The sequence below is a fragment of the Achromobacter sp. Marseille-Q4962 genome, assembly GCF_943737005.1.
Classification (GTDB): domain Bacteria; phylum Pseudomonadota; class Gammaproteobacteria; order Burkholderiales; family Burkholderiaceae_B; genus Achromobacter.
In genome coordinates this window covers 23722-47496 of sequence record NZ_CALSFU010000023.1, presented here as the reverse complement: position 1 = coordinate 47496, position 23775 = coordinate 23722, and the positions used below count along the sequence as shown (strand labels likewise).

The window sequence follows — 23775 nt, the reverse complement described above, 5'->3', positions numbered from 1 at the left end:
TCTGCCCGCGGGGGCGCGCCATGCGCCCACCGTGAACCCGCCATGCGCCCACCGTGAACCCGCCATGCGCCGCCCCGGGAGACGGCGTAAGGGGCGGGTCATGGGCGCGGCGCGGGTCCGGCCGGCCGGGCGGCCGCTACCCGCACGGCGCCCTGGGGCGCGTCGGCGCGCGGGCGGATCATGAGGGGGAAGAAGCGCCAGAGGTAAAGCGCCAGGGCCAGTGCCCAGGCGGTGGCGGAGGCGTGTAGCAGCGCCACGCTCGCCTGGGTGGGCGGCAGCGCGGCCAGCCGCAGCAGGGCGGCCAGGATCATCAGCGCGTAGCTCGTGACCATGCTGCGGTCGGTGCGCAGCGGGCGCCCCAGGTGGCCGAGGGCCGTGCGCGTGACCATGCCCAGGATGAGCACCGAGAAGCCCGCCACGCCGATCACGTGCGCCGGCCACGCGGTGCGCAGCACGAGGCCGGCCAGTTGGGCGGCGGCCACCAGCAGTCCGATGCCCAGGCCGAGATAGCCGGCATACAGGATCCACAGCAGGGGTACGCGGCGCACCGCCCAGGGCTTCCAGGCCAGCCATTGCGCCAGCGCGATCAGGCCGCTGGCCGCCAGCGCCGCGCTGGCGGCCGGTGCCTGCCCGGCCAGCAGCAATGCGACGGCGGCGACGCCCGCCGCCAATTGCCAATGGCCGCTGCGCGTGTGCGGCGGGATCTTCAGCCCCTGCACCGCGCGTTGCGCGAAGAAGGGGATGACGCGCCGCGCGATCAGCAGCGTCAGCACCGCCATGCAGATCAGTCCCGCGTTGAAGGCGCGCATCAGGCCGAGATAGTCGCCCGCGGCGGCCGAGGAAAGATAGGCCGCATGGGCGCCCGCCAGGGCGGCCAGCAGCAGCGGCACGCCGTAGTTGCGCCGGTTGCGCGTGAGCCAGACCGAACGGCCCAGGGCCGCGGCGCCCCACAGGAAGAACAGCGCGTCCGCGGCCCCGGCGACCAGGAAGGCATTGCGGCCGGGCACGAGGTAGCCGATGCGCGCCGCGGCCCAGACCAGGCACAGGGCGGCCAGGGGATTGCCGTGCAAGGGGTTGCGCCCGGTCCAGTTGGCGCCCGCGGTGAGCAGAAAGCCCACGGCGATGGTGGCGACGAACCCCCAGAGCATTTCGTGCGCATGCCAGAACACGCCCGGCAGGTCGCCGCGCAAGAGGCCGGGGGCATAGACCCACGCCAGCACCGATGCCAGGGCCCAGCCGCAACCCGCGAGGTAGAGCGGGCGGAAACCCATCTCGGTGAAGGCGCGCCACTGCGGCCGGGCGGGCGAGCGGGCGGGGCGCGGCTCGTCGATGGAAAGCAGGGGACTCATGCGGAACGGCTCCGGGTGTTTGAAGATGTATTGAAGATACATATTAAACCTTGCGCCGGCTCCAGTCCCGCGCGCCCGTTTGACGCCGCGCAAATGCGGCGGAATCAAGGGGGTGACTAGTCATTCCGGCATGGCCCGGATGGTCGGCCGGGCAATGGCGGCGATGCCGGCGGATCCCTAGTCTAGGACCTGTGACGCCGAAGGGAGCCGGGCTCCGGTCCCGGGCGCATGAATTCCCCTGAGTAGCGAGAACAACCATGACAGTTTCCCGACATGCCGGCCGTAGCGCGCCGATGCGCGTCCTGATCTCCAGCACCTTTGCCTTCACCATCTGCTTCGCGGTTTGGATGATCTTCGCGGTGCTGGGCATACCGATCAAGCAGCAGCTCGGCCTCTCCGAAACCGAATTCGGCCTGCTGGCCGCTATGCCCGTGCTGACCGGCTCGCTGGTGCGCGTGCCGCTGGGCATCTGGACCGACCGCTACGGCGGGCGGCCCGTGTTCTTTGTGCTGATGCTGCTGTCGGTGGTGCCGGTCTGGCTGCTGTCGTATGCCACGGAGTACTGGCACTTCCTGGTGCTGGCGCTTTTCGTGGGCCTGACCGGCGGCTCGTTTTCCGTGGGCACGCCCTACGTGGCGCGCTGGTTCCCGCGCAACAAGCAGGGACTGGCCATGGGCATCTTCGGCGCCGGCAATTCGGGTTCGGCCATTACCAAGTTCGTGGCGCCCGCGTTGATCGCGGCGGCCGCAGGTGCCTGGACCATCGTGCCCCAGGTGTATGCGGCGGCGCTGCTGGCCACCGCCGTGCTGTTCTGGATGTTTTCATCGTCCGATCCGGCCCACCGGACGCAGGGCGCGGTCAGCCTGTCGGAGCAGCTCGCCCTGCTGAAGGACCCGCGGGTGTTGCGCTACTGCCAGTACTACTCCGTGGTGTTCGGCGGCTACGTGGCGCTGGCGCTGTGGATGACCAAGTACTACATCGGCGAGTATGGCATGGACATCACGCACGCCGCCCTGCTCGCGGCCTGCTTTTCGCTGCCCGGCGGCGTGCTGCGCGCGGTGGGCGGCTGGATCTCCGACCGCTACGGCGCCTATCGCACCACGTGGTGGGTGATGTGGGTGTGCTGGGTGGCGTTCTTCCTGCTGAGCTATCCGCAGACGCAGTTCACCGTCACCACTGCCGACGGTCCGCGCAGCTTCCAGATCGCGCTGGGCGCCGTGCCCTTCACCGTGCTGCTGTTCGTGGTGGGCATCGCCATGGCCATCGGCAAGGCTTCGGTCTTCAAGTTCATTTCCGACGAGTTCGGCCAGAACATCGGTGCGGTGTCCGGCATCGTGGGGCTGGCCGGCGGACTGGGAGGCTTCGTGCTGCCCATCCTGTTCGGCGTGCTGCTGGACCTGACGGACATCCGCTCCAGCGCCTTCATGCTCATGTACGGAACGGTGTGCGTATCGCTGATCTTCATGCATTACAGCTACCGCTCGCGCCGCGCGGCGCCCGCCATGCGCGAGCAGGCCGCCTGAATCCCGACTTCCCTTCTTCCCGTTTTGGCGAGAATCTTATGTCTACCTATGTGCTGCATCGCTGGGAACCGGAAAACCCCGGTTTCTGGAAGCAAACCGGGGCGCGTGTCGCCAACCGCAACCTCTGGATCTCCATTCCGGCGCTCATGCTGGCCTTCAGTGTCTGGATGCTGTGGAGCGTGGTGGTGGTCAACCTGGACCGCGCCGGTTTCATGCTGTCGAAGAACCAGATGTTCTGGTTGACGGCGCTGCCGGCGCTTTCGGGCGCCACGCTGCGCATCTTCTATTCCTTTCTGGTGCCGGTGTTCGGCGGCCGCAAGTGGACGGCCATTTCCACCGCCTCGCTGCTTATCCCGGCGGTGGGCATGGGCTTCGCGCTGCGCGATCCGGCCACCTCGTATCCGGTGCTGCTGGTGCTGGCGCTGCTGTGCGGCCTGGGCGGGGGCAATTTCAGCTCCAGCATGGCCAACATCAGCTTTTTCTTCCCGAAGGAAAAGAAGGGCCTGGCCACGGGGCTGAACGCGGGCATCGGCAACCTGGGCGTGTCGCTGGTGCAATTCGTGGTGCCGGTGGTGATCTCGGTGGGCATGTTCGGCGCGCTGGGCGGCGCCCCGCAGCAGGCGGCGGCGGACGGCCAGGTCGTCAATGTCTGGCTGCAGAACGCCGGCTTCATCTGGGTGGTGCCCATTCTCATCGCCTCGCTGGCGGCCTGGTTCGGCATGAACGACATCGCCGACGTGCGCGCTTCCTTCGCCGATCAGGCGGTGATCTTCAAGCGCAAGCACAACTGGCTGATGTGCTGGCTCTACGTGGGCACGTTCGGCTCCTTTATCGGGTTCTCGGCCGGCTTCGCCATGCTGACCAAGACCCTGTTCCCGCACGTGGACCCCATGGCCTATGCGTTCCTGGGGCCGCTGGTCGGCTCGCTGACCCGGCCGCTGGGCGGGTGGGTGTCGGACAAGGTGGGCGGCGCGCGCGTGACGCTGTTTACCTTCGCGGCCATGATCGCGGCGGTGCTGGGGGTGATGGTCTTCATGCCCACGGCCGGCCGAGGCGGGGATTTCAACGGCTTCCTGGCCATGTTCATCGTGTTGTTCGCGCTGACCGGTGTGGGCAACGGCTCCACGTTCCGCATGATTCCGGTCATCTTCCTGCGCGAACGCACCCGCGCGGCCGAGGGCAAGGGCGAGGCCGCGCGCAAGCAGGCGCTGGCCGACGCCGCGCGCGAATCGGCGGCGGTGCTGGGCTTCTCGGGCGCGATCGGCGCCTATGGCGGGTTCTTCATCCCGCGCAGCTTCGGCACCTCGCTGGAGCTTACCGGCAGCGTGCAGGCGGCGCTGTACTGCTTCATCGCCTTCTATACGAGCTGCCTGCTGGTCACCTGGTGGTACTACGCGCGCCGCAATGCGCCGGTGCCGTGCTGACAGGCCGGGGTGACTAGTCACTTTGACGCGCCTTTCCTGTGCCTCCGGGCAATGGCGGGGGGCGCGGCGCGAGCCTAAAGTGGTTTCAAACGAACGTTTGCGGCAAGCGCCGGCCGGTGCCGGCGCCCGAGGAGAAACACAATGAGTCATTTTCTGGACCGGCTGAAGTTCATGTCGCGGGTGAAATCCACCTTCGCGGACGGCCACGGCGAGACGGTCAACGAAGACCGCCGCTGGGAAAACGCCTACCGCGCCCGCTGGCAGCACGACAAGATCGTGCGCTCCACCCATGGCGTGAACTGCACGGGCTCGTGTTCGTGGAAGGTATACGTCAAGAACGGCCTGATCACCTGGGAAACCCAGCAGACCGACTACCCCCGCACCCGGCCCGACCTGCCCAACCACGAGCCGCGGGGCTGTCCGCGCGGCGCCTCGTACAGCTGGTACGTGTACTCCGCGCAGCGGGTGAAGTACCCCATGATCCGCGGCCGGCTCATGGAGATGTGGCGCGAGGCCCGCAAGACCATGGACCCCATCTCGGCCTGGGAATGGATCAGCCAGGACCCGGAGCGGGCGCGGCGCTACAAGTCGGTGCGGGGCCTGGGCGGCTTCGTGCGCGCCGACTGGGACACCGCCACCGAGATCATCGCGGCGGCCAACGCCTACACGATCAAGCGCTACGGGCCCGACCGGGTGATCGGCTTTTCGCCCATTCCGGCCATGTCCATGGTCAGCTACGCGGCCGGCGCGCGCTATCTGAGCCTGCTGGGCGGCGTGTGCCTGAGCTTCTACGACTGGTATTGCGACCTGCCGCCGGCCAGCCCGCAGATCTGGGGCGAACAGACCGACGTGCCCGAGTCGGCCGACTGGTACAACTCCACCTATCTCATGGTGTGGGGCTCCAACGTGCCCCAGACCCGCACGCCAGACGCCCACTTCTATACCGAAGTCCGCTACAAGGGCACCAAGACCGTGGCCGTGTCCAGCGATTTCGGCGAAATGGTGAAGTTCGGCGATATCTGGCTGGCCCCGAAGCAGGGCACCGACGCCGCGCTGGCCATGGCCATGGGCCACGTCATCCTCAAGGAGTTCCACCTGTCGGGCGCCTCGGATTACTTCCGCGACTACGTGCGCCGCTACACCGACATGCCCATGCTGGTGCTGCTGGAAGCGCGCGACGGCTTCTACGCGCCCGGCCATTTCCTGCGCGCCTCGCACCTGGACGGCGCCCTGGGCGAGCAGAACAACCCCGACTGGAAAACGCTGGTCTATGACGAAAAGACCGGCGAACTGGTCGCGCCCAACGGCAGTATCGGATTCCGCTGGGGCGAAGGGGCGGTCAACGGCGGCGAGAAGGCGGGCCGCTGGAACCTGGAGCCGCGCGACGGCGGCAGCGGCCGCGAGATCGCGCCCCGGCTGTCGCTGATCGACGGGGCCGGCGAGGTCGTGGGCGTGGGCTTTCCTTACTTCGGCAGCGAACATGGCGAGCTGCTGGTGCGCAACGTGCCGGCGCGCCGCATCCGCCTGGCCGACGGCAGCGAGGCCCTGGTCGCCACGGTGTACGACCTGCAGATGGCCAACTACGGCCTGGACCGCGGCCTGGGCGGCGGCAATGTCGCCGGCTCGTACGACGACGACGTGCCCTATACCCCCGCATGGCAGGAAAAGCACACGGGCGTGCCGCGCGCGCAGGTGATCCAGGTGGCGCGCGAGTTCGCGCAGAACGCCCACGACACCGAAGGCAAGTCCATGGTCATCGTCGGCGCCGGCCTGAATCACTGGTACCACATGGACATGATCTACCGCGGCATCATCAACATGCTGATGATGTGCGGCTGCGTGGGCAAGAGCGGCGGCGGCTGGGCGCACTACGTGGGTCAGGAAAAACTGCGCCCGCAGTTCGGCTGGGCCCCGCTGGCCTTCGCCGCCGACTGGGCGCGCCCGCCCCGGCAGATGAATGGCACCTCCTTCTTCTACGCGCACACCAGCCAGTGGCGCCATGAGAAGCTGAATGTGCAGGAAGTGCTGGGCCCCACGGCCGACCGGGGCAAGTACGGCAATCTCAGCATGATCGACCTGAACGCCCGCGCCGAGCGCATGGGCTGGCTGCCGTCGGCGCCGCAGCTGCGCACCAATCCGCTGGATCTGGTGGCCGAGGCGGACGCCGCGGGCAAGGACCCGGTCGCCCATGCCGTGGAAAAGCTGAAGTCGGGCGAGCTGCGCATGTCGTGCGAGAACCCGGACGATCCGGCCAACTTCCCGCGCAATATGTTCGTGTGGCGCTCCAACATCCTGGGTTCCAGCGGCAAGGGGCACGAATATTTCCTGAAATATCTGCTGGGCACGCAGAACGCCGTGTTCGGCGACGAAGCGGCCGCGATCAGGCCCTCGGAAGTGGCGTTCGAGGAAGACGCCGCCGAAGGCAAGCTCGACCTGCTGACCGTGCTGGACTTCCGCATGAGCACGACCTGCCTGTACGGCGACATCGTGCTGCCCACGGCCACGTGGTACGAGAAGGACGACCTCAACACCTCGGACATGCACCCGTTCATCCACCCGCTGAGCGAGGCGGTGCAGCCGCTCTGGGAGAGCAAGACCGACTGGGAGATCTACAAGCTGCTGGCCAGGCGCTTCAGCGAGATCGGCGGCCCCTACCTGGGCAAGCGCCGCGACCTGGTGCTGGCGCCGCTCATGCACGACACGCCGGGAGAACTGGGCCAGGCGTTCGAGCCGCGCGACTGGAAGCTGGGCGAGTGCGACCTGGTGCCGGGCAAGACCGCGCCGAACATGATCGTGGTCGAGCGCGACTACAACGACATCTACCGCAAGTTCACTTCGGTCGGACCGCTGCTCGACAAGCTGGGCAACGGCGGCAAGGGCATTAGCTGGAACACCGAGCACGAAGTGCGCGAGCTTGCGGGCATCAACGACAGCGTGACGGAGGCCGGCGTGAGCCATGGCCGCCCGCGCCTGGACACGGCGATCGACGCGGCCGAGATGATCCTGACCTTCGCGCCGGAAACCAACGGACACGTGTCCGTCAAGGCCTGGGAAGCGCTGAGCAAGATCACCGGCCGCGATCACACCCACCTGGCGGCGGGCCGGGAGCACGACAAGATCCGCTTCCGCGACATCCAGGCCCAGCCGCGCAAGATCATTTCCGCGCCCACCTGGTCGGGCCTGGAAAGCGAGGAGGTCAGCTACAACGCCGGCTACACCAACGTGCACGAGCTGATTCCGTGGCGCACGCTGACCGGCCGCCAGCAGTTCTACCAGGACCACCGCTGGATGCTGGATTTCGGCGAGGGCTTCTGCGTGTACAAGCCGGCCATCGATACCAAGACGGTGGCGCCCATGCTCGGACGCTACCCGAACGGCGAGAAGGAGCTGGTGCTGAACTGGATCACGCCGCACCAGAAGTGGGGCATCCACAGCACGTATTCGGACAATCTGCGCATGCTGACGCTCAGCCGCGGCGGCCCCCACGTGTGGGTGTCGGAGGCCGAGGCCAGGCAGGCGGGGCTGGTCGACAACGACTGGGTCGAGGTGTTCAACGTGAACGGCACGCTGACCGCCCGCGTCGTGGTGAGCCAGCGCGTGCCGGTCGGCATGTGCCTCATGTACCACGCCCAGGAGAAGATCGTGAACGTTCCGGGCGCGGAAACCAGCGGCAAGCGCGGCGGCATCCACAACTCGGTGACGCGCACCGTGCTCAAGCCCACGCACATGATCGGCGGCTACGCGCAGCAGGCCTACGGCTTCAACTACTACGGCACCGTGGGCGCCAACCGCGACGAGTTCGTGGTGCTGCGCAAGATGAAGAAGGTGGACTGGCTGGAAGGCCCGCTGGCCGAAGACGCCGCAAACACGCAACAAGAAGAGAAGCAATCATGAGGATACGCGCCCAAATCGGCATGGTGCTGAACCTGGACAAGTGCATCGGCTGCCATACCTGCTCGGTGACCTGCAAGAACGTCTGGACCAGCCGCGACGGCGTCGAGTACGCCTGGTTCAACAACGTGGAAACCAAGCCCGGCATCGGCTATCCCAAAGACTGGGAGAACCAGGGCAAATGGAAGGGCGGCTGGCGCCGCACCGAGGCCGGCAAGCTGGAGCCGCGCCAGGGCGGCAAGCTGCGCATCCTGGCCAACCTGTTCGCCAACCCGAACCTGCCGCAGATCGACGATTACTACGAGCCGTTCACCTACGACTACGAGCACCTGAAGAACGCGCCGCTGTCGCAGACGCCGCCCACTGCCCGGCCCGTGTCGGTGCTGACCGGCAAGAAAATGGACAAGATCCACTGGGGCCCGAACTGGGAAGACGACCTGGGCGGCGAATTCCACGCGCGCGGCCGGGACGCGCTTTTCGAGGGCGTGCAGAAGGAGATGTACTCGACCTTCGAGAACACCTTCATGATGTACCTGCCGCGCCTGTGCGAGCACTGCCTGAATCCCGCCTGTGTGGCGAGCTGCCCGTCGGGCTCGATCTACAAGCGCGAGGACGACGGCATCGTGCTGGTGGATCAGGACAAGTGCCGCGGCTGGCGGATGTGCATCTCGGGCTGCCCGTACAAGAAGATCTACTACAACTGGAACAGCGGCAAGGCCGAGAAGTGCACGTTCTGCTATCCGCGCATCGAAGCCGGCCAGCCCACGGTGTGCTCCGAAACCTGCGTGGGCCGCATCCGCTACCTGGGCGTGATGCTGTACGACGCCGACCGCATCGAAAGCGCCGCCGCCGTGGCCAGCGAGCAGGACCTGTACCAGTCGCAGCTCGACCTGTTCCTGGACCCGCATTCGCCGGAGGTGATCGCCGCCGCGCGCGAGCAGGGCATACCCGAATCCTGGCTGGACGCCGCCCGGCGCTCCCCGGTCTACAAGATGGCGGTGCAATGGCGCGTGGCTTTCCCGCTGCATCCGGAGTACCGCACGCTGCCCATGGTCTGGTATATCCCGCCGCTGTCGCCCATCCAGTCGGCGGCCGAATCCGGCCGCATGCCGCAGCGCACCGTGGGTTCGACCGGCATGATTCCCGACGTGTCCACGCTGCGCATTCCCGTGCGCTACCTGGCCAACCTGCTCACGGCGGGCAAGGAAGAGCCGGTGCTGCTGGCGTTGGAGCGCATGCTCGCCATGCGCGCCTACAAGCGCGCCGAAACCGTGCACGGCGAGCGCGATACGGCCTTGCTGCAGCAGGTCGGCCTGTCGGAGGAAACCGTGCAGGACATGTACCGCATCATGGCGCTGGCCAACTACGAAGATCGCTTCGTGGTGCCCAGCAGCCACAAGGAAGCGGTCGAAGACAGCTTCAACGAGAAGGGCAGCTGCGGCTTCACCTTCGGCAACGGCTGCTCCGGCGGCGTGTCGGAAGGCACGCTGTTCGGCCGCAAGCCCCGGGGCAGCGAGATCTTCATCGAGATGCCCAAATCGCGCCGCAAGGCCGCGGCCTGAGCCAGGGAGACGAGCATGAACCTGTACCGACTGCTTTCCGCGCTGCTCTGCTATCCCGAGCAGGAGCTGCTCGACGCGCTGCCCGAGGTGGAGGCCGCGCTGGCGGACGCGCCCTGGGCCGCCGACATGCTGGAGCCGCTGACCGGCTACCTGGGTTCGCACGGCCTGATCGCCGTGCAGGAGAACTACGTGGCCACCTTCGACCGCAACCGCTCGCACTCGCTGCACCTGTTCGAGCACGTGCACGGCGAAAGCCGCGACCGCGGCCAGGCCATGGTGGACCTGCTGCAGACCTATCGTGGACACGGTTTCGAGCCGGCGGCGCCGGAGCTGCCCGACCACGTGCCGCTGTTTCTGGAGTTCCTGGGCGTGATCGGGCCGGACGACGCCCAGGCGCTGCTGGACGAGGCCATCCACGTGCTGGCGGCGGTGGGCGCGCGCCTGGCCCGCAACGGCAGTCCGTATGCCTGCGTGTTCGCGGTGCTGAGGGAGCTTTCCACGGTCACGCCGCGCGAGCAGGCCGATCCGCCCGTGCGCGACATGGACGAAGCCATGGAAACCTTCGGCGCCGGTCCGGACGGGGTGGAGCCGCTGCTGCGGCCGCAGCAGCCTTCCGGCCCGCAGCCGCTGCATTTCCATCCCCGCCAGCCTTAACGTCCGGGACGACGCATCATGAATACCCTGAACCAGTTCTTTTTCGGCATCTATCCCTACATTGCGCTGACCGTCTTTCTGCTGGGCAGCCTGGTGCGCTTCGAGCGCGAGCAGTACACCTGGAAGAGCGACAGCTCGCAACTGCTGCGCCACGGGCAGCTCAGACTGGGCAACATCCTGTTCCACGTGGGCATCCTGGGCCTGTTCTTCGGCCACCTGGTGGGCCTGCTCACCCCGGTGGCGGTGTGGGACATGCTGGGCGTGTCGCACAGCCTGAAGCAGGGCGTGGCCATGGCGGCCGGCGGCGTGATGGGCGGGCTTTGCCTGATCGGGCTGCTGATCCTGATCCACCGCCGCATGAGCGATCCCCGCATCCGGGCGGCCACGCGCCCCGGCGACAAGCTCCTGCTGGCCTGGATCCTGGCGACACTGCTGCTCGGCCTGTCCACGATCGCGCTGTCGGCCGGCCATATGGACGGCGAGATGATGGTGCGGCTCATGACCTGGGCGCAGCACATCGTGACCTTCCGCGGCGACGCCGCCAGCCACATTGCCGACGTGCCGCCGCTCTTCAAGGCGCACCTGTTCATGGGCCTGACGCTGTTCGTGATCTTCCCCTTCACGCGGCTGGTGCACGTGTGGAGCGGCTTTGCCTCGCTGGGCTACCTGGGCCGGGCGTGGCAACTCGTGCGGCCGCGCTGAAGCGGCCGGAACCGGAACCCTCGGCGGAGACAACCATGCCTGTGATCGTCAACGGCGTCGAACTGACCGACGCGGACCTGGAACGCGAACTGCCGCGGCACGCCGGCACTGTCAATCCCACGCGCAGCGCCGTCACCGCGCTGGTGCTGCGGCGGGTGCTGCTGGACGAGGCCGGCCGCCAGGGGCTGGACACCGCCGACGAGGAGGGCGCCATCGGGGCGCTGCTGGCTAGCCAGGCCGCCGCGCCCGAGGCCGACGAGGCGGCCTGCCGGCGTTTCTACCAGACGCACCCGGAGCGTTTCCTGGTCGGCGAGCTGGTCGAGGCCGACCACATCCTGTTCCAGGTCACGCCCGGCGTGGATCTGGACCGGCTGCGGGCCCACGCCGAGGGCGTGCTGGCCGGGCTGCTGGCCGACCCGTCGCGCTTCGCCGAGGCGGCGCGCGAGCAGTCCAACTGCCCGTCCGCCGCCGTGGGCGGCAGCCTGGGACAGCTCGGCCGCGGCGATACCGTGCCGGAGTTCGAGCGGGCGGTGTTCGCCCTGCCGGCGGGCGCGCTGCTGCCGCGGCTGCTCGAAACCCGCCATGGCCTGCATATCGTGCGCGTGCGGCGTCGCATCGAGGGCCGCGTGCTGCCGTACGAGCAGGTCGCGCCGCGGATCGCGCACGCGCTGTCGTCGGCCAGCCGCGACACGGCCTGGCGGCAATACGTCAAGCTGCTGGTCGCGCGCGCCAGCGTCGTGGGCATAGACCTGGACGAGGGCGAGCCGGAGCGCGTATTCGGAGGGGCCTGCGCGTCCGGAGACTGACATGCGCGACATCGAACGCTTCATCGACGGCTTCCAGCGCTTCCAGCGCCAGTACTACGAGGCGGCGCCGTCGCTGTACCGCAACCTGCGCGAAGGCCAGCAGCCCGGCACGCTGCTGATCGGCTGCTGCGATTCGCGCGTGGACCCCGCCATGCTGCTGGGCTGCGACCCCGGCGACATCTTCACCGTGCGCAACGTGGCCAACCTGGTGCCGCCGCCCGACCGCGACCAGGGCCACCACGGCGTGCTGGCCGCCATCCAGTTCGCCGTGGAGCAGTTGCGCGTCAGCCGCATCATCGTGCTGGGCCATGCCCAATGCGGCGGCATCCGCGCGCTGATGGCGCGGCCGCAGGGACGCAGCGCCGGCGAAGACTACCTGAACCGTTGGATGGACATCGCCGAACCCGCCCGCGCACGGGTGCTGCGCCAGATGCCCGACGCGCCGGAGGCCGAGCGCCGGCGGGCCTGCGAGCAGGCCTCCATCCTGATCTCGCTGCGCAATCTCCAGGCGCTGCCCTGCGTGGACCGCGCGGCGCAGGCGGGCGGCCTGACCCTGCACGGCTGGTATTTCGACCTGATGTCCGGCGCTTTGCTGGCATACTCGCAGCGGGCCGACGCCTTCCTGCCCATGGTCTGCCCCTTGTTCACGGAGATCGCATGAGTCCAGTTTTCGGCATCGCCGGCCGTTCCGGCAGCGGCAAGACCACCCTGATCGAGGCCATGCTGCCGCTGCTGGCCGCGCGCGGCCTGACGGTCAGCGTCATCAAGCACAGCCACCACGACTTCGAAATGGAGCCGCCGGGCAAGGACAGCGCGCGTTTCCGCCAGGCCGGGGCGCACGAGGTCATGGTGGCTTCGCCGTACCGCTACGCCATCGTGCACGAGCTGCGCGGCGCGCCGGAGCCCGGGCTGCAGGCGCAAGTGGCGCGGCTGGCCCCGGCCGACCTGGTGCTGGTCGAAGGGTTCAAGCAGGCGGCCATTCCGCGTATCGAGGTCTACCGCCCCGAGCTGGGCAAGCCGCCGCTGCACGCGGAGGACGGCGGTTTCGTGGCGGTCGCCACCGACGCGGCGCTGGAGACGGCGCTGCCGCGCCTGCCGCTGAACGATCCGGCGGCGGTGGCGGCCTTCATCTGCGAGACGCTGGGGCTCGCCTGAGCGCGGCGCGGCGGCCGGCGCCCGCGCCGGAAACGGCTACACTGGCAATGTGTCGGCCCCGACTTTTCCCCGCCCCATGACGTCCCAGGAATCCCCCGCCGGCGCCGACGGCCTGCCGTCGCCGCGTCACCGCCTGTCCACCCGCATCATCGCCAGCTCGCTGGTCGCCCTTGCCGTCGTGCTGTCGATGGTGAGCGGCACCCTATGGCTGTCCTGGAAGCTGGAAGGCGCGGGCGCGGCGATCAACGACGCGGGCAGTCTGCGCATGCGGGCCAACCGGGTGGCGGTGGAGCTGCTGCGGCCTCATCCCGAAAGGGCCGAGCGCACGGGCATGGAGCTGCGCCTCATGGACGAAACCATCGCCCGGCTGGCCCGCGGCAATCCGGCGCGCCCGCTGTTCCTGCCCGACGACGCCGCCATCCGCGAGCAATGGCGGGCGGTGTCCGACTACTGGAACCACACCATGCGCCCCGCGGCCCGGGCCGCGCTGGACGGCGGCGGCGCGGCCGCCTATCTGGACACGCTGCCCGTCTTCGTGGACGAGGCCGACACGCTGGTGCGCATGATCGAGCGCGACAACGCGGGCAAGACCACGGCGTTGCGCATGTCGCAAGGGGTGCTGGCGGCCATCGCCTGCGCGGGCACGCTGGCCATGATCTACCTGCTGTACCTGTGGATCATCTCGCCGGTGCTGCGCCTGCGCGACGGCCTGCAGCGCATGGCCGCGCGGGAGTTCAACACGCGGCTGCCGGTGGAAACCCGCGACGAGTTCGGGGTGCTGGCCCACGGCTTCAACCGCATGGCCGACCAGCTACAGGATCTCTACACGGGGCTGGAGCGGCGCGTCGAGGAAAAGACCTCGCTGCTCGCGGCGCAGAACCGCGACATCGGCGCGCTCTACGACATGACGGCGTTCCTCAACCAGCCCAACGACATCGAGCCCATGTGCGAGGGCTTTCTGCGCCGGGTCATGCTGCAGTTCGACGCCGAAGGCGGCAGCATCCGCGCCCTGGATCCCGGCCAGGAAAACCTGAACCTGGTGGTGTCGGTGGGCCTGTCGGACGAACTGGTGGAGTCCGAGCACTGCATGAAGGTGGACGATTGCCACTGCGGCACGGCCACCCGGCGCCCGGGCGTCATCGTGATCCAGGACCTGCGCCAGGCGCCGCCGCAGGCGGACCTGAACTGCCAGCGCGACGGCTTCGCCAGCGTGGCCGTGTTCCGCATCGTGACGCGCGACCAGGTGCTGGGCTCGTATTCGCTGCATTTCCGCGAGCCGCGCCGGCTGGCGCCCTCCGAATCGCAGTTGCTGGAAACCCTGGGCAAGCACCTGGGGGTGGCCCTGGACAACCGGCGCCTGAGCGCGCAGGCGCGCCAGCTGGCCGTGGTCCAGGAACGCGGCCTGGTGGCGCAGGGCCTGCACGACAGCCTGGCGCAGGGGCTGAATTTCCTGAACCTGCAGCTGCAATTGCTGGAAGGCGCGGTCGAGCGCGGCGACAGCGCCGAGATCGAGGAGATCCTTCCGCTGCTGCGCGCCGGGGTGAGCGAGAGCTACCAGGACGTGCGCGAGCTGCTGAACAATTTCCGCAGCAAGCTGGCCCAGGGAGACCTGCAGGCCGCCATCGAGGACACCGTGGCGCGTTTCCGGCGCCAGACCGGGATGCACACGGAGCTGTCTTTCGTGCAGGGGGAGGGCGCGCCGCTGCCGCCCGATCAGCAACTGCAGGTGTTGTTCATCCTGCAGGAGGCGCTGTCCAACGTGCGCAAGCATTCCGAGGCGGCCCGGGTGGACATCGAGGTGCGCAACGGGCGAGATTTCACCCTGGCGGTGCGCGACGACGGCCAGGGCTACGACCCGGACGAAGTGGCGCGGCACGGCGAATCGCACGTGGGCCTGCACATCATGCGCGAGCGCGCCGCGCGCATGCGCGCCGTGATAAAAATGGATTCCCGGCCCGGCGCGGGCACGCGGGTGGCGCTGACGCTGCCCGGCTCCGAGCGCCAGGCCGCCTGAACGCTATCCGCAGACCATGGCTATCCGCATCCTGCTCGTCGACGACCACACCCTGTTCCGTTCCGGCCTGAAGCTGCTGCTGCAGCGCCAGCCCGACTTCGAAGTCGTGGCGGAGGCCGGCGACGGCGTGGAGGGCCTGAAGCGCGCCCAGGAACTCAAGCCCGACGTGGTGCTGCTGGACCTGAACCTGCCGGGCCTGTCGGGGCTGGAAACGCTGCAGTTGCTCACGCAGGACCTGCCGGGCTGCGCGGTCATCATCCTCACGGTGTCCGAAGAGGCCGATGAACTCGGCCAGGCGCTGAAAAGCGGCGCAAGAGGCTACCTGGTTAAGAATATCGACGCCGATGCGCTCACGGCGGCCATCCGCCGGGCCGCGAGCGGCGAGCCCGTCATCGCCGAGAACATGACGGCCAAGCTGGTGGAGCAGTTCCGCGGACTGGCCGGGCAGCCGGCCGCGCCGGCGGGCCACGCCGAGCGCCACCGGCTTACCGCGCGCGAACAGGAAATCGTGCGCTGGCTCGCGCGCGGCGCGAGCAACAAGATCATCGCGCGCGAACTGGACGTCAGCGAGAGCACCGTCAAGATCCACGTGCAAAACGTGCTGAAGAAACTCAACCTGACGAGCCGGGTGCAGGTAGCCGTCTACGCGGTGGAACACTCGCTCTGCCAGGACAACTGAGCGGGGCGCCGGCCCCTTTGATCTGCAGCAAGGCCGGCCGGCGGCGCCGCGCCTAGACTGCCGTTCATGCAAACCCGAACCTCTCCCATGGAGCTGGTGGCGCCCGCCGGCAGCCTGGCGGCCCTGAAGGCCGCGGTCGAAGCCGGCGCCGATGCGGTCTATCTCGGCCTCAAGAACGCCACCAACGCCCGCAATTTCGCCGGGCTCAATTTCACCGAAGCCGACATCCGCGCCGGCGTGGCCTACGCCCACAGCCGCAACCGGCAGGTGCTGTTCGCCATCAACACCTTCGTACAGCCGGGCCGCGGGCCGCAATGGCGCGCGGCGGTGGACGCGGCGCATGCCCTGGGGGCCGACGCGGTCATCATGGCCGATGCGGGCCTGCTGGCCTACGCGCGCGACCGCTACCCCGACCTGCGGCTGCATCTGTCGGTGCAGGGCTCGGCCACGCACGCCGACGCCATCGAGCTGATGCGCGAGGAATTCGGCATCCGGCGCGTGGTGCTGCCGCGGGTGCTGACCCTGGCCGAGATCGCGCGCGTCTGCGCAGGCACGCAGGCCGAGGTGGAGGTGTTCGGCTTCGGCAGCCTGTGCGTCATGGCCGAGGGCCGCTGCCTGCTGTCCTCGTACGCCACGGGCGATTCCCCCAACAACAAGGGCGTCTGCTCGCCCGCGCACGCGGTGCGCTGGGAGGAAAAGAACGGGTACCTGGACGCGCGCCTGAACGGTATTCTCATCGACCGCTACGCGCCCGGCGAGCCGGCGGCCTATCCCACGCTGTGCAAGGGGCGCTTCGAGGTCGAGGGCAGGCCCGACCACGCGCTGGAAGAGCCCACCAGCCTGAACGCCATCGCGCTGCTGCCGCAGCTGGCGGAGATGGGCGTGTCGGCGATCAAGGTCGAAGGGCGCCAGCGCAGCCCGGCGTATGTGTCGCAGGTGGTGGCCACGCTGCGCGCGGCGCTCGACAGCGCGCACGCCAACGCGGCGCGCTACCGCGCGCGTCCGGAATGGAACGCGGCGCTGGCGCGTCACGCGGAGGGATCGCAGGTTACGCAGGGAGCATTCGAACGGCCATGGAAATGAACACCGCCGCTTTCGGAATATCGGTGGGCCCGCTGCAGTATTACTGGACGCGCGCCCACACAGTGGCCTTCTACGCCGAGGTGGCCGACAGCGCCGCCGACATCGTCTACCTCGGCGAAACCGTGTGCAGCCGCCGCCACGAGCTGCGCGCGCCGGACTGGCTGGACCTGGCCCGCGATCTGCGCGGCGCCGGCAAGACCGTGGTGCTGTCGGGCCGCACGCTGATCGAGTCGGGCGCGGAGGCGGCCGCGCTGCGCAAGCTGTGCGACCAGCGGGAATTCATGGTGGAGGCGGGCGAACTGGGCGCGGTGCGGCACCTGGCCGGCCGCGCGTTCGTGGCCGGCCCGCATCTCAATGCCTACCACGGCGGGACCCTGCAATGGCTGGCCAGCCGGGGCGCGGCGCGCTTCGTCGCTCCCCTGGAACTCGACGCCGCCTCGCTGGCGCGCCTGTTGCGCGAGCGTCCGGCCGGCCTGCAGTGCGAAGTGATGGTGTGGGGCCGCATGGCGCTGGCGTATTCGGCCAGGTGCTTTACGGCCCGCCATCATGGCCTGAAAAAGGACGACTGCGGTTTTCGCTGCATCGAACACCCGGACGGGCTGGACATGCGCACCCGCGAGTCGCGCGACTTCCTGGCCATCAACGGCGTCCAGGTGCAATCGGGCGCCTGTCTGGACCTCACCGGCCAGGCGCAGGCGCTGGCGGACATGGGGGTGGAGGTGCTGCGCGTCAGCCCGCAATCGGAAGGCACGCTGCAGGCAGTGGCCGCGCTGCACGAGCGCCGCCTGGGCCGGCCCGCCGGACCCGCCGAGCCGCCGGCGGGCATGCCCAGGTGCAATGGCTATTACCACGGACAGGCGGGCATTTTCCTGAGCGAGGACGCATCATGAATCCGGCACCGTCTTTCCATGACGCGGGCGCCGGCGCGCGCCAGGGCGAGGGCGCCGCGCCCGGCTTCCCCCTGGCGCTGCTGGCGCGCGCCGCGCGCCGCCTGCCGGCGCCGCTGGGCTCGCTGCCGTTCGCGGCGGGGCTGGAGCTGGCGCGCCTGGCGCGGTGGCTGACGCCGCCCGCCGAGCTGGACGGCCGCCGCTTCGCCATCACGGTGGAAGACCTGGGCCTGTGCCACCGCTTCGAGGTGTGCGGCGGCCGCTTCCGGCCGGTATGGAGCGCCGCGCCCGCCGACCTGGCGCTGGGCGCGCGCCTGGCGGACCTGGTTGCGCTGGCGCGCGGGCATACCGATGCGGACACGCTGTTCTTCCAGCGCCGGCTGCGCATCGGCGGCGACACCGAGCTGGGGCTGATCGTGAAGAACTGGCTGGATGCGGCGCCGCGCCCGGCCTGGCTGGCGAGGCCGGGCGCGGGCGGCTGAGGTTGCCCGGGCAGCGCCAAGGCGCTTGCGGGGCATATGGATATGCGGGCGGGGCGCTGGCCGCGCGCGGCGGGGCTGCCTACAATCGGGCATTCCGCCGGCGCCTCGCGCGCTTCGATAATCACGACAGGAGACTCGCATGCCCGACGCCCCGAACCCCCAATGGCGCCTGGAAACCATCGCCGTGCATGGCGGCTACCGCCCCGATCCCACCACGCGCGCGGTCGCGGTGCCGATCTACCAGACGGTGGCCTATGCGTTCGACGATACCCAGCACGGCGCGGACCTGTTCGACCTGAAGGTGCCGGGCAACATCTACACCCGCATCATGAACCCCACCACCGACGTGCTGGAGCAGCGCGTGGCGGCGCTGGAGGGCGGGGTGGCCGCGCTGGCGCTGGCCTCGGGGCAGGCCGCGGTCACTTATGCCATCCAGACCATCGCCGAGGCGGGCGACAACATCGTGTCCGCCAGCACGCTGTATGGCGGCACCTACAACCTGTTCGCGCACACGCTGCCGCAGTACGGGGTGCGGGCCCGCTTCGCCGACCCGCGCGATCTCTCCACCTTCGAGTCGCAGATCGACAGCCGCACCAAGGCCATCTTCGCGGAGTCGGTGGGCAATCCGCTGGGCAACATCACCGACATCGGCGCGCTGGCCGACATCGCGCACCGCCATGGGCTGCCCCTCATCGTGGACAACACCGTGCCGTCGCCATACCTGCTGCGTCCCATCGAGCATGGCGCGGACATCGTGGTGCATTCGCTCACCAAGTACCTGGGCGGGCACGGCACCAGCCTGGGCGGCGCCATCGTCGATTCGGGCAAGTTTCCCTGGGCCGAGCACAAGGAGCGCTACAAGCGCCTCAACGAGCCCGACGTGAGCTACCACGGCGTGGTCTACACGGAAGCCTTCGGTCCGGCGGCCTATATCGGCCGCGCGCGCGTGGTGCCGCTGCGCAACATGGGCGCGGCGATCTCGCCCTTCAATGCCTTCCAGATCCTGCAGGGCATCGAGACGCTGGCGCTGCGCGTGGACCGCATCGTGGAAAACGCCCTCGCGGTCGCGCGATTCCTGCGCGCGCATCCCAAAGTGGAGTGGGTCAACTACGCGGGCCTGCCCGACCACGCCGACCACGCGCTGGCGCAGCGTTACCTGGGCGGCAAGGCCCCGGGGCTGTTCACGTTCGGCGTGAAGGGCGGCCGCGAGGCCGGGGCGCGTTTCCAGGACGCGCTGCAGCTCTTCACGCGGCTGGTGAACATCGGCGACGCCAAGTCGCTGGCCACGCATCCGGCCTCCACCACCCACCGCCAGCTCAACCCCGAGGAGCTGCGCAAGGCGGGCGTGAGCGAGGAAATGGTGCGTCTGTCCATCGGCATCGAGCACATCGACGACCTCATCGCCGACCTGGACCAGGCGCTGGCGCGCGCCTGAGCGGCGTGCGCGCCGGCTGGGGCCCGTGGACAGGCAATGAAATCGCCCCCCTGAAGATTTTGCACATGGCATCTGATGCCGATGCCGATGGCGGCCAGGGCCGGGAACGCCGGTCCTGGCCGTTCGTGTCGGGCTTCATTTTTTCCCGCCCCTCCGCCAGACTCCTGCGCCGGGCGCCGCGACGCTGCGTTCAGGGTTGAGGCGTCCTAATCGGCGGGGCAGACCATGGCGCGCAGGCTGCGCTGGACGGGGTCGCGCGCCACGGGCGCGTTGCGCACGGTGTTCACCGGTATGGATTCGACCAGCGCGCCGGTGGCGTTGCCGCCGGCATGGTGCAGCCGCCGCATGACGGTGTAGGTGTTGTCGGTGCAGTTGATGGTGACGGCCTGGGTGACCGAGCCGTAGCGCAGGCCGGTGGATTCGGAGACGCGGGGCTGGGCGTAGAACCAGCCCACGGTCACGGCCATGACCAGCGGCCGCTCGCTGAGGCGTTCGACCGAGGCGCTGTCGTAGAACACGCCGGGCATGGCCTGCGGCTCGAGCGGCGTCCAGTTCGCGGCGAGCGCCGGTCCGGGCAGCCCCGCCAGGCAGGCAAGCGCCGCGCAAGCGGCCATGGGCCGGGCGGCAGGCGGGAGAAGTCGCGCCGCGCAGCGCGCGAGGGGGCTGGAGGTCATGAAAGCTTCTAAGCGGCGGGCAAGGTCCATCAGTATAGAGAATGTCCGCCAGCGCCGGATGCGGGGCGCGCGGCGGCGCGTCCCTAGGCGCCGGAAACCCGCGCCGCCGGCGGTTCGGCGTCGGACGGCGCGTAGTCGGCCAGCACGTAGTCGGGGTAGCGCTTGCAGATCTCGGCCACCTGGCTCAACGTGCCCGACAGATGCTCGCGCAGCACGGCCTGCGCGCGCGGCGCATCCTGCGCGACGATGGCGTCCAGCAGGCGCTGGTGGTCGTCCAGGATGCGTTCGGCCTTGCCGGCCTCGGGCAGGTGCAGCCGGCGCAGGCGGTCCAGGTGGCCGCTGTACCGCTGGCCGAGCTCCCACAGGCCGGCCACGTTCGCCGCCTCGTGCATGGCGCGGTGAAAAGCCTGGTCGGCATTGATGAACGCCTGCGTCTGGCCGGCCTGGTGGCTGGCGCGCTGCAAGTCGATCTCGGCCTGCAGGCGGCTCCAGAGCGCCGGGTCGGGCCGCCGGGCCAGCGTGTGCACGATCTCCAGTTCCAGCGAGCGGCGCAGGAAATGCGCCTGGCGCGCGGCCGCCACGTCGATGCGGCTGACGACCGTGGTGTGCTGGGGATAGATCTCGACCAGGCCTTCCTCGGCCAGGCGGATCAGCGCGTCGCGGATGGGCGTCTGGCTCAGGCCGTAGGCTTCGGCCAGCGCCACGCGCGACAGAGCGGCGCCGGGCGCGAGAGCCAGCGAAACGATCTGGGCGCGCAGGTGCTCGAACACCTGCGGAGCGGCGTGGCGGGAGCGGTCCAGTTTGAGTTTGGGCTGCGGCATGCAGGGCGGCCAGGGAAGGGACAAAGCGGCAGTATAGCGGGTTTCCCCCTATCTGACACACTAATATATTAGTGTATAAATGCGTCATCGCCATTCCTATTCGGATAAAGCCGCCCCCACCATGACACGCACCTACGAAAGCCTGCGCAGCGCGGCCTGGATGGCCAAGGACGACCTGCGTTCCTTCGGCCACCGCTCGCGCATGATGCAAATGGGCTACGGCCCCGACGACTGGGCCGGCCGCCCGGTCATCGCCATCGTCAATACCTGGTCGGACCTCAACCCGTGCCACAGCCATTTCAAGCAGCGGGTCGAGGACGTCAAGCGCGGCGTGTTCCAGGCCGGCGGCTTTCCGGTGGAGCTGCCGGCCATCTCGGTGTCGGAATCGTTCGTGAAGCCGACCACCATGCTCTACCGCAACTTCCTGGCCATGGAAACGGAAGAACTGCTGCGCAGCCACCCGGTGGACGGGGCCGTGCTCATGGGCGGCTGCGACAAGACCACGCCGGGGCTCCTCATGGGCGCCATCAGCGCGGGCCTGCCCTGTATCTACGTGCCCGCCGGCCCCATGCTGCGCGGCAACTGGAAGGGCAAGGTGCTGGGGTCGGGCTCGGACGCCTGGAAGCTGTGGGACGAGCGCCGCGCCGGCAACATCACGCCGCAGCAATGGACGGAAGTGGAGGGCGGCATCGCCCGCAGCTACGGCACCTGCATGACCATGGGCACGGCCAGCACCATGACGGCCATTGCCGAGGCCATCGGCATGACGCTGCCGGGCGCCTCGGCCATTCCGGCGGCGGACGTGAACCACATGCGCATGTCCGCCGAATGCGGCCGCCGTATCGTGCAGATGGTGTGGGACGACCTGACCCCGGCGCGCATCCTGTCGCCCGCTTCGTTCCGCAACGCGATCAACGTGGCCATGGCCATGGGCTGCTCCACCAATGCCATCGTGCACCTGGTGGCCATGTCGCGGCGCGCCGGCTGCGCGGTCGGGCTGGACGACTTCGACGCGGCCAGCCGCGAGGTTCCCGTTATCGCCAACATCCGGCCCAGCGGCGACAAGTACCTGATGGAAGATTTCTACTATGCGGGCGGCCTGCCGGCGCTGATGAGCCGGCTGCGCGGCCATCTCGACCTGGGCGCCATGACCGTCACCGGCAGGACGCTGGGCCAGAACATCGAAGGCGCCGAGGTCTACGACGACGACGTCATCCGTCCGCTGGAGCGTGCGATCTACCAGGAAGGGGCGCTGGCCGTGCTGCGCGGCAATATCGCGCCCGACGGCTGCGTCATCAAGCCCAGCGCCTGCGCGCCGCAATACCTGCAGCACACCGGGCCCGCGCTGGTGTTCGACGACTATCCCAGCATGAAGGCGGCGGTGGAAGACGAAAACCTCGACGTGACCGCCGATCACATTCTCATCCTGCGCAACGCGGGTCCTCTGGGCGGGCCGGGCATGCCGGAGTGGGGCATGCTGCCCATTCCCGTGAAGCTGGTGAAGCAGGGCGTGCGCGACATGCTGCGCCTGTCGGACGCGCGCATGAGCGGCACCAGCTACGGCGCCTGCATCCTGCATGCGGCGCCCGAGGCCTATATCGGCGGCCCGCTGGCGCTGGTGAAGACGGGCGACCTCATCACCGTGGACGTGCCCGCGCGCCGCATCCACCTGAATGTGAGCGACGAGGAGCTGGCCGCGCGGCGCGCCGCCTGGACGCCGCCGCCGCCCCGCTACGAGCGCGGCTACGGCTGGATGTACTCGCGCCACATTCTGCAGGCCAACGAAGGCTGCGATTTCGATTTCCTGGAAACAGGCTTTGGCGCCCCCGTGCCCGAGCCCGCCATTTTCTGAGGCGGGGATTTCCCCGCCCCGCATTCCGCTTAACTTTCTGGAGCCGCCGTGTCCACACTCAAACCCGAAACCCGCGCCAGGTTGGCCGGGGTCAGCACCGCCACGCTCTGCACCGCGCTTTTCAAGCGCGGCCTGCGCAACCAATTCATCCAGGACGTGCGTCCGCTCGCCCCCGGGCTGCCCAACATGGTGGGCCCGGCGTTCACGCTGCGCTACATCCCGGCCCGCGAAGACCTCAACACCATCAAGGTGTTCGAAGACCGCGCCCATCCGCAGCGCGTGGCGGTGGAAACCTGCCCCGAAGGCGCGGTGCTGGTCATGGACAGCCGCAAGAACGCGCGCGCCGCTTCGGCCGGGTCCATTCTGGTGACGCGGCTCATGAAGCGCGGCGCGGCCGGCGTGGTCACCGACGGGGGCTTTCGCGATTCGCCCGAGATCGCCGCGCTGGGCTTTCCCGCCTATCACCAGCGTCCTTCCGCGCCGACCAACCTCACGCTGCATCAGGCGCTGGACATCAACCAGCCCATCGGCTGCGGCGACGTGGCCGTATTCCCGGGCGACATCGTGGTGGGCGACGGCGAGGGCGTGGTGGTGATACCCGCCGGGATGGCCGACGAGATCGCCGCCGAAGCGGCGGAAATGACCGCGTTCGAAGACTTCGTGACCAGCCAGGTGCGCGAAGGCGCCTCTATCCTGGGCCTGTATCCGCCCACCGATCCCGCCTCGCGCGAGCGCTTTGCCGCCTGGCGCGCGCAGCACGGGCGCTGAAACCCGCCGCAGTC

The 23775-nt window shown here is 69.1% G+C and carries 20 protein-coding genes; 17 read left to right on the top strand and 3 right to left on the bottom strand.

Annotated features, from left to right (window positions below; translation table 11 throughout):
- Positions 1–98: 98 nt before the first annotated feature.
- Positions 99–1349 (bottom strand): NnrS family protein, encoded by a 1251-nt coding sequence (locus NGJ44_RS18705; RefSeq protein ID WP_251864997.1) that lies wholly within the window; start codon positions 1347–1349, stop codon positions 99–101.
- A 293-nt stretch (positions 1350–1642) separates the two neighbouring features.
- On the opposite strand from NGJ44_RS18705, the gene NGJ44_RS18700 reads away from it, so the two are divergent.
- The 15 genes from NGJ44_RS18700 to NGJ44_RS18630 all read left to right on the top strand — a co-directional run bounded on the left by NGJ44_RS18700 (position 1643) and on the right by NGJ44_RS18630 (position 19646).
- Positions 1643–2872, top strand: a complete 1230-nt coding sequence (locus tag NGJ44_RS18700; protein ID WP_251865042.1) for an MFS transporter — start codon at positions 1643–1645, stop codon at positions 2870–2872.
- 38 nt (positions 2873–2910) lie between these two features.
- The gene (locus NGJ44_RS18695) at positions 2911–4296 is read left to right on the top strand and encodes a NarK family nitrate/nitrite MFS transporter (RefSeq protein ID WP_053244921.1); all 1386 of its coding nucleotides are present in this window, start codon (positions 2911–2913) and stop codon (positions 4294–4296) included.
- Between the two features lie 141 nt (positions 4297–4437).
- Positions 4438–8190 carry a nitrate reductase subunit alpha gene (locus NGJ44_RS18690; protein ID WP_053244922.1) on the top strand — a complete coding sequence of 1251 codons (3753 nt, stop codon included), beginning with the start codon at positions 4438–4440 and terminating at the stop codon, positions 8188–8190.
- On the top strand, positions 8187–9749 hold the full coding sequence (gene narH / locus NGJ44_RS18685) for a nitrate reductase subunit beta (protein ID WP_053244923.1): 1563 nt from the start codon (positions 8187–8189) through the stop codon (positions 9747–9749). The genes NGJ44_RS18690 and narH overlap by 4 nt, the downstream gene beginning before the upstream one ends.
- A 15-nt stretch (positions 9750–9764) precedes the next feature.
- Complete coding sequence (narJ, locus tag NGJ44_RS18680) at positions 9765–10403, top strand: nitrate reductase molybdenum cofactor assembly chaperone (protein WP_053244924.1); 639 nt, start codon at positions 9765–9767, stop codon at positions 10401–10403.
- Between the two features lie 18 nt (positions 10404–10421).
- Positions 10422–11105, top strand: a complete 684-nt coding sequence (gene narI / locus NGJ44_RS18675) for a respiratory nitrate reductase subunit gamma (RefSeq protein WP_251864994.1) — start codon at positions 10422–10424, stop codon at positions 11103–11105.
- 35 nt (positions 11106–11140) lie between these two features.
- Positions 11141–11911 (top strand): peptidylprolyl isomerase, encoded by a 771-nt coding sequence (locus NGJ44_RS18670; protein WP_053244926.1) that lies wholly within the window; start codon positions 11141–11143, stop codon positions 11909–11911.
- Position 11912: 1 nt separating this feature from the next.
- Positions 11913–12572, top strand: a complete 660-nt coding sequence (locus tag NGJ44_RS18665) for a carbonic anhydrase (protein WP_053244927.1) — start codon at positions 11913–11915, stop codon at positions 12570–12572.
- Complete coding sequence (gene mobB, locus NGJ44_RS18660) at positions 12569–13066, top strand: molybdopterin-guanine dinucleotide biosynthesis protein B (RefSeq protein WP_053244928.1); 498 nt, start codon at positions 12569–12571, stop codon at positions 13064–13066. Before NGJ44_RS18665 ends, mobB begins: the two co-directional genes overlap by 4 nt.
- A gap of 76 nt (positions 13067–13142) precedes the next feature.
- Complete coding sequence (locus NGJ44_RS18655; protein WP_251864992.1) at positions 13143–15080, top strand: type IV pili methyl-accepting chemotaxis transducer N-terminal domain-containing protein; 1938 nt, start codon at positions 13143–13145, stop codon at positions 15078–15080.
- Positions 15081–15096: 16 nt separating this feature from the next.
- A complete protein-coding gene (locus NGJ44_RS18650) occupies positions 15097–15759 on the top strand; it encodes a response regulator (RefSeq protein ID WP_053244930.1) in 663 nt (220 codons plus the stop codon).
- Positions 15760–15825: 66 nt separating this feature from the next.
- Positions 15826–16842 (top strand): ubiquinone anaerobic biosynthesis protein UbiU, encoded by a 1017-nt coding sequence (gene ubiU, locus NGJ44_RS18645; RefSeq protein WP_053244931.1) that lies wholly within the window; start codon positions 15826–15828, stop codon positions 16840–16842.
- Positions 16833–17732: a ubiquinone anaerobic biosynthesis protein UbiV gene (ubiV, locus tag NGJ44_RS18640; protein WP_502802146.1), complete on the top strand. Its 900-nt coding sequence runs from the start codon at positions 16833–16835 to the stop codon at positions 17730–17732. Before ubiU ends, ubiV begins: the two co-directional genes overlap by 10 nt.
- Positions 17729–18211 carry a ubiquinone anaerobic biosynthesis accessory factor UbiT gene (ubiT, locus tag NGJ44_RS18635; protein WP_251864991.1) on the top strand — a complete coding sequence of 161 codons (483 nt, stop codon included), beginning with the start codon at positions 17729–17731 and terminating at the stop codon, positions 18209–18211. Before ubiV ends, ubiT begins: the two co-directional genes overlap by 4 nt.
- A gap of 139 nt (positions 18212–18350) precedes the next feature.
- Positions 18351–19646 carry an O-acetylhomoserine aminocarboxypropyltransferase/cysteine synthase family protein gene (locus tag NGJ44_RS18630; RefSeq protein WP_053246141.1) on the top strand — a complete coding sequence of 432 codons (1296 nt, stop codon included), beginning with the start codon at positions 18351–18353 and terminating at the stop codon, positions 19644–19646.
- Positions 19647–19852: 206 nt separating this feature from the next.
- Here the strand turns inward: NGJ44_RS18630 and NGJ44_RS18625 are convergent, their stop codons facing one another.
- Both NGJ44_RS18625 and NGJ44_RS18620 read right to left on the bottom strand, forming a co-directional pair.
- A complete protein-coding gene (locus tag NGJ44_RS18625; RefSeq protein ID WP_082308488.1) occupies positions 19853–20320 on the bottom strand; it encodes a surface-adhesin E family protein in 468 nt (155 codons plus the stop codon).
- Between the two features lie 83 nt (positions 20321–20403).
- The gene (locus NGJ44_RS18620; RefSeq protein WP_251864989.1) at positions 20404–21141 is read right to left on the bottom strand and encodes a GntR family transcriptional regulator; all 738 of its coding nucleotides are present in this window, start codon (positions 21139–21141) and stop codon (positions 20404–20406) included.
- Positions 21142–21262: 121 nt separating this feature from the next.
- Here NGJ44_RS18620 and araD point away from each other — a divergent pair, with 121 nt between their 5' ends.
- Both araD and NGJ44_RS18610 read left to right on the top strand, forming a co-directional pair.
- The gene (gene araD / locus NGJ44_RS18615) at positions 21263–22993 is read left to right on the top strand and encodes an L-arabinonate dehydratase (RefSeq protein WP_251864987.1); all 1731 of its coding nucleotides are present in this window, start codon (positions 21263–21265) and stop codon (positions 22991–22993) included.
- A 48-nt stretch (positions 22994–23041) separates the two neighbouring features.
- Positions 23042–23761, top strand: coding sequence for a ribonuclease activity regulator RraA (locus NGJ44_RS18610; RefSeq protein WP_053246143.1), 720 nt, complete (start codon positions 23042–23044; stop codon positions 23759–23761).
- Positions 23762–23775: the final 14 nt, after the last annotated feature.

Coding starts and splice junctions, on each gene's coding strand:
- NGJ44_RS18705 (WP_251864997.1), bottom strand. CDS start 1,349: ATGAGTCCCCTGCTTTCCATCGACGAGCCGCGCCCCGCCCGCTCGCCC.
- NGJ44_RS18700 (WP_251865042.1), top strand. CDS start 1,643: ATGCGCGTCCTGATCTCCAGCACCTTTGCCTTCACCATCTGCTTCGCG.
- NGJ44_RS18695 (WP_053244921.1), top strand. CDS start 2,911: ATGTCTACCTATGTGCTGCATCGCTGGGAACCGGAAAACCCCGGTTTC.
- NGJ44_RS18690 (WP_053244922.1), top strand. CDS start 4,438: ATGAGTCATTTTCTGGACCGGCTGAAGTTCATGTCGCGGGTGAAATCC.
- narH (WP_053244923.1), top strand. CDS start 8,187: ATGAGGATACGCGCCCAAATCGGCATGGTGCTGAACCTGGACAAGTGC.
- narJ (WP_053244924.1), top strand. CDS start 9,765: ATGAACCTGTACCGACTGCTTTCCGCGCTGCTCTGCTATCCCGAGCAG.
- narI (WP_251864994.1), top strand. CDS start 10,422: ATGAATACCCTGAACCAGTTCTTTTTCGGCATCTATCCCTACATTGCG.
- NGJ44_RS18670 (WP_053244926.1), top strand. CDS start 11,141: ATGCCTGTGATCGTCAACGGCGTCGAACTGACCGACGCGGACCTGGAA.
- NGJ44_RS18665 (WP_053244927.1), top strand. CDS start 11,913: ATGCGCGACATCGAACGCTTCATCGACGGCTTCCAGCGCTTCCAGCGC.
- mobB (WP_053244928.1), top strand. CDS start 12,569: ATGAGTCCAGTTTTCGGCATCGCCGGCCGTTCCGGCAGCGGCAAGACC.
- NGJ44_RS18655 (WP_251864992.1), top strand. CDS start 13,143: ATGACGTCCCAGGAATCCCCCGCCGGCGCCGACGGCCTGCCGTCGCCG.
- NGJ44_RS18650 (WP_053244930.1), top strand. CDS start 15,097: ATGGCTATCCGCATCCTGCTCGTCGACGACCACACCCTGTTCCGTTCC.
- ubiU (WP_053244931.1), top strand. CDS start 15,826: ATGCAAACCCGAACCTCTCCCATGGAGCTGGTGGCGCCCGCCGGCAGC.
- ubiV (WP_502802146.1), top strand. CDS start 16,833: ATGGAAATGAACACCGCCGCTTTCGGAATATCGGTGGGCCCGCTGCAG.
- ubiT (WP_251864991.1), top strand. CDS start 17,729: ATGAATCCGGCACCGTCTTTCCATGACGCGGGCGCCGGCGCGCGCCAG.
- NGJ44_RS18630 (WP_053246141.1), top strand. CDS start 18,351: ATGCCCGACGCCCCGAACCCCCAATGGCGCCTGGAAACCATCGCCGTG.
- NGJ44_RS18625 (WP_082308488.1), bottom strand. CDS start 20,320: ATGACCTCCAGCCCCCTCGCGCGCTGCGCGGCGCGACTTCTCCCGCCT.
- NGJ44_RS18620 (WP_251864989.1), bottom strand. CDS start 21,141: ATGCCGCAGCCCAAACTCAAACTGGACCGCTCCCGCCACGCCGCTCCG.
- araD (WP_251864987.1), top strand. CDS start 21,263: ATGACACGCACCTACGAAAGCCTGCGCAGCGCGGCCTGGATGGCCAAG.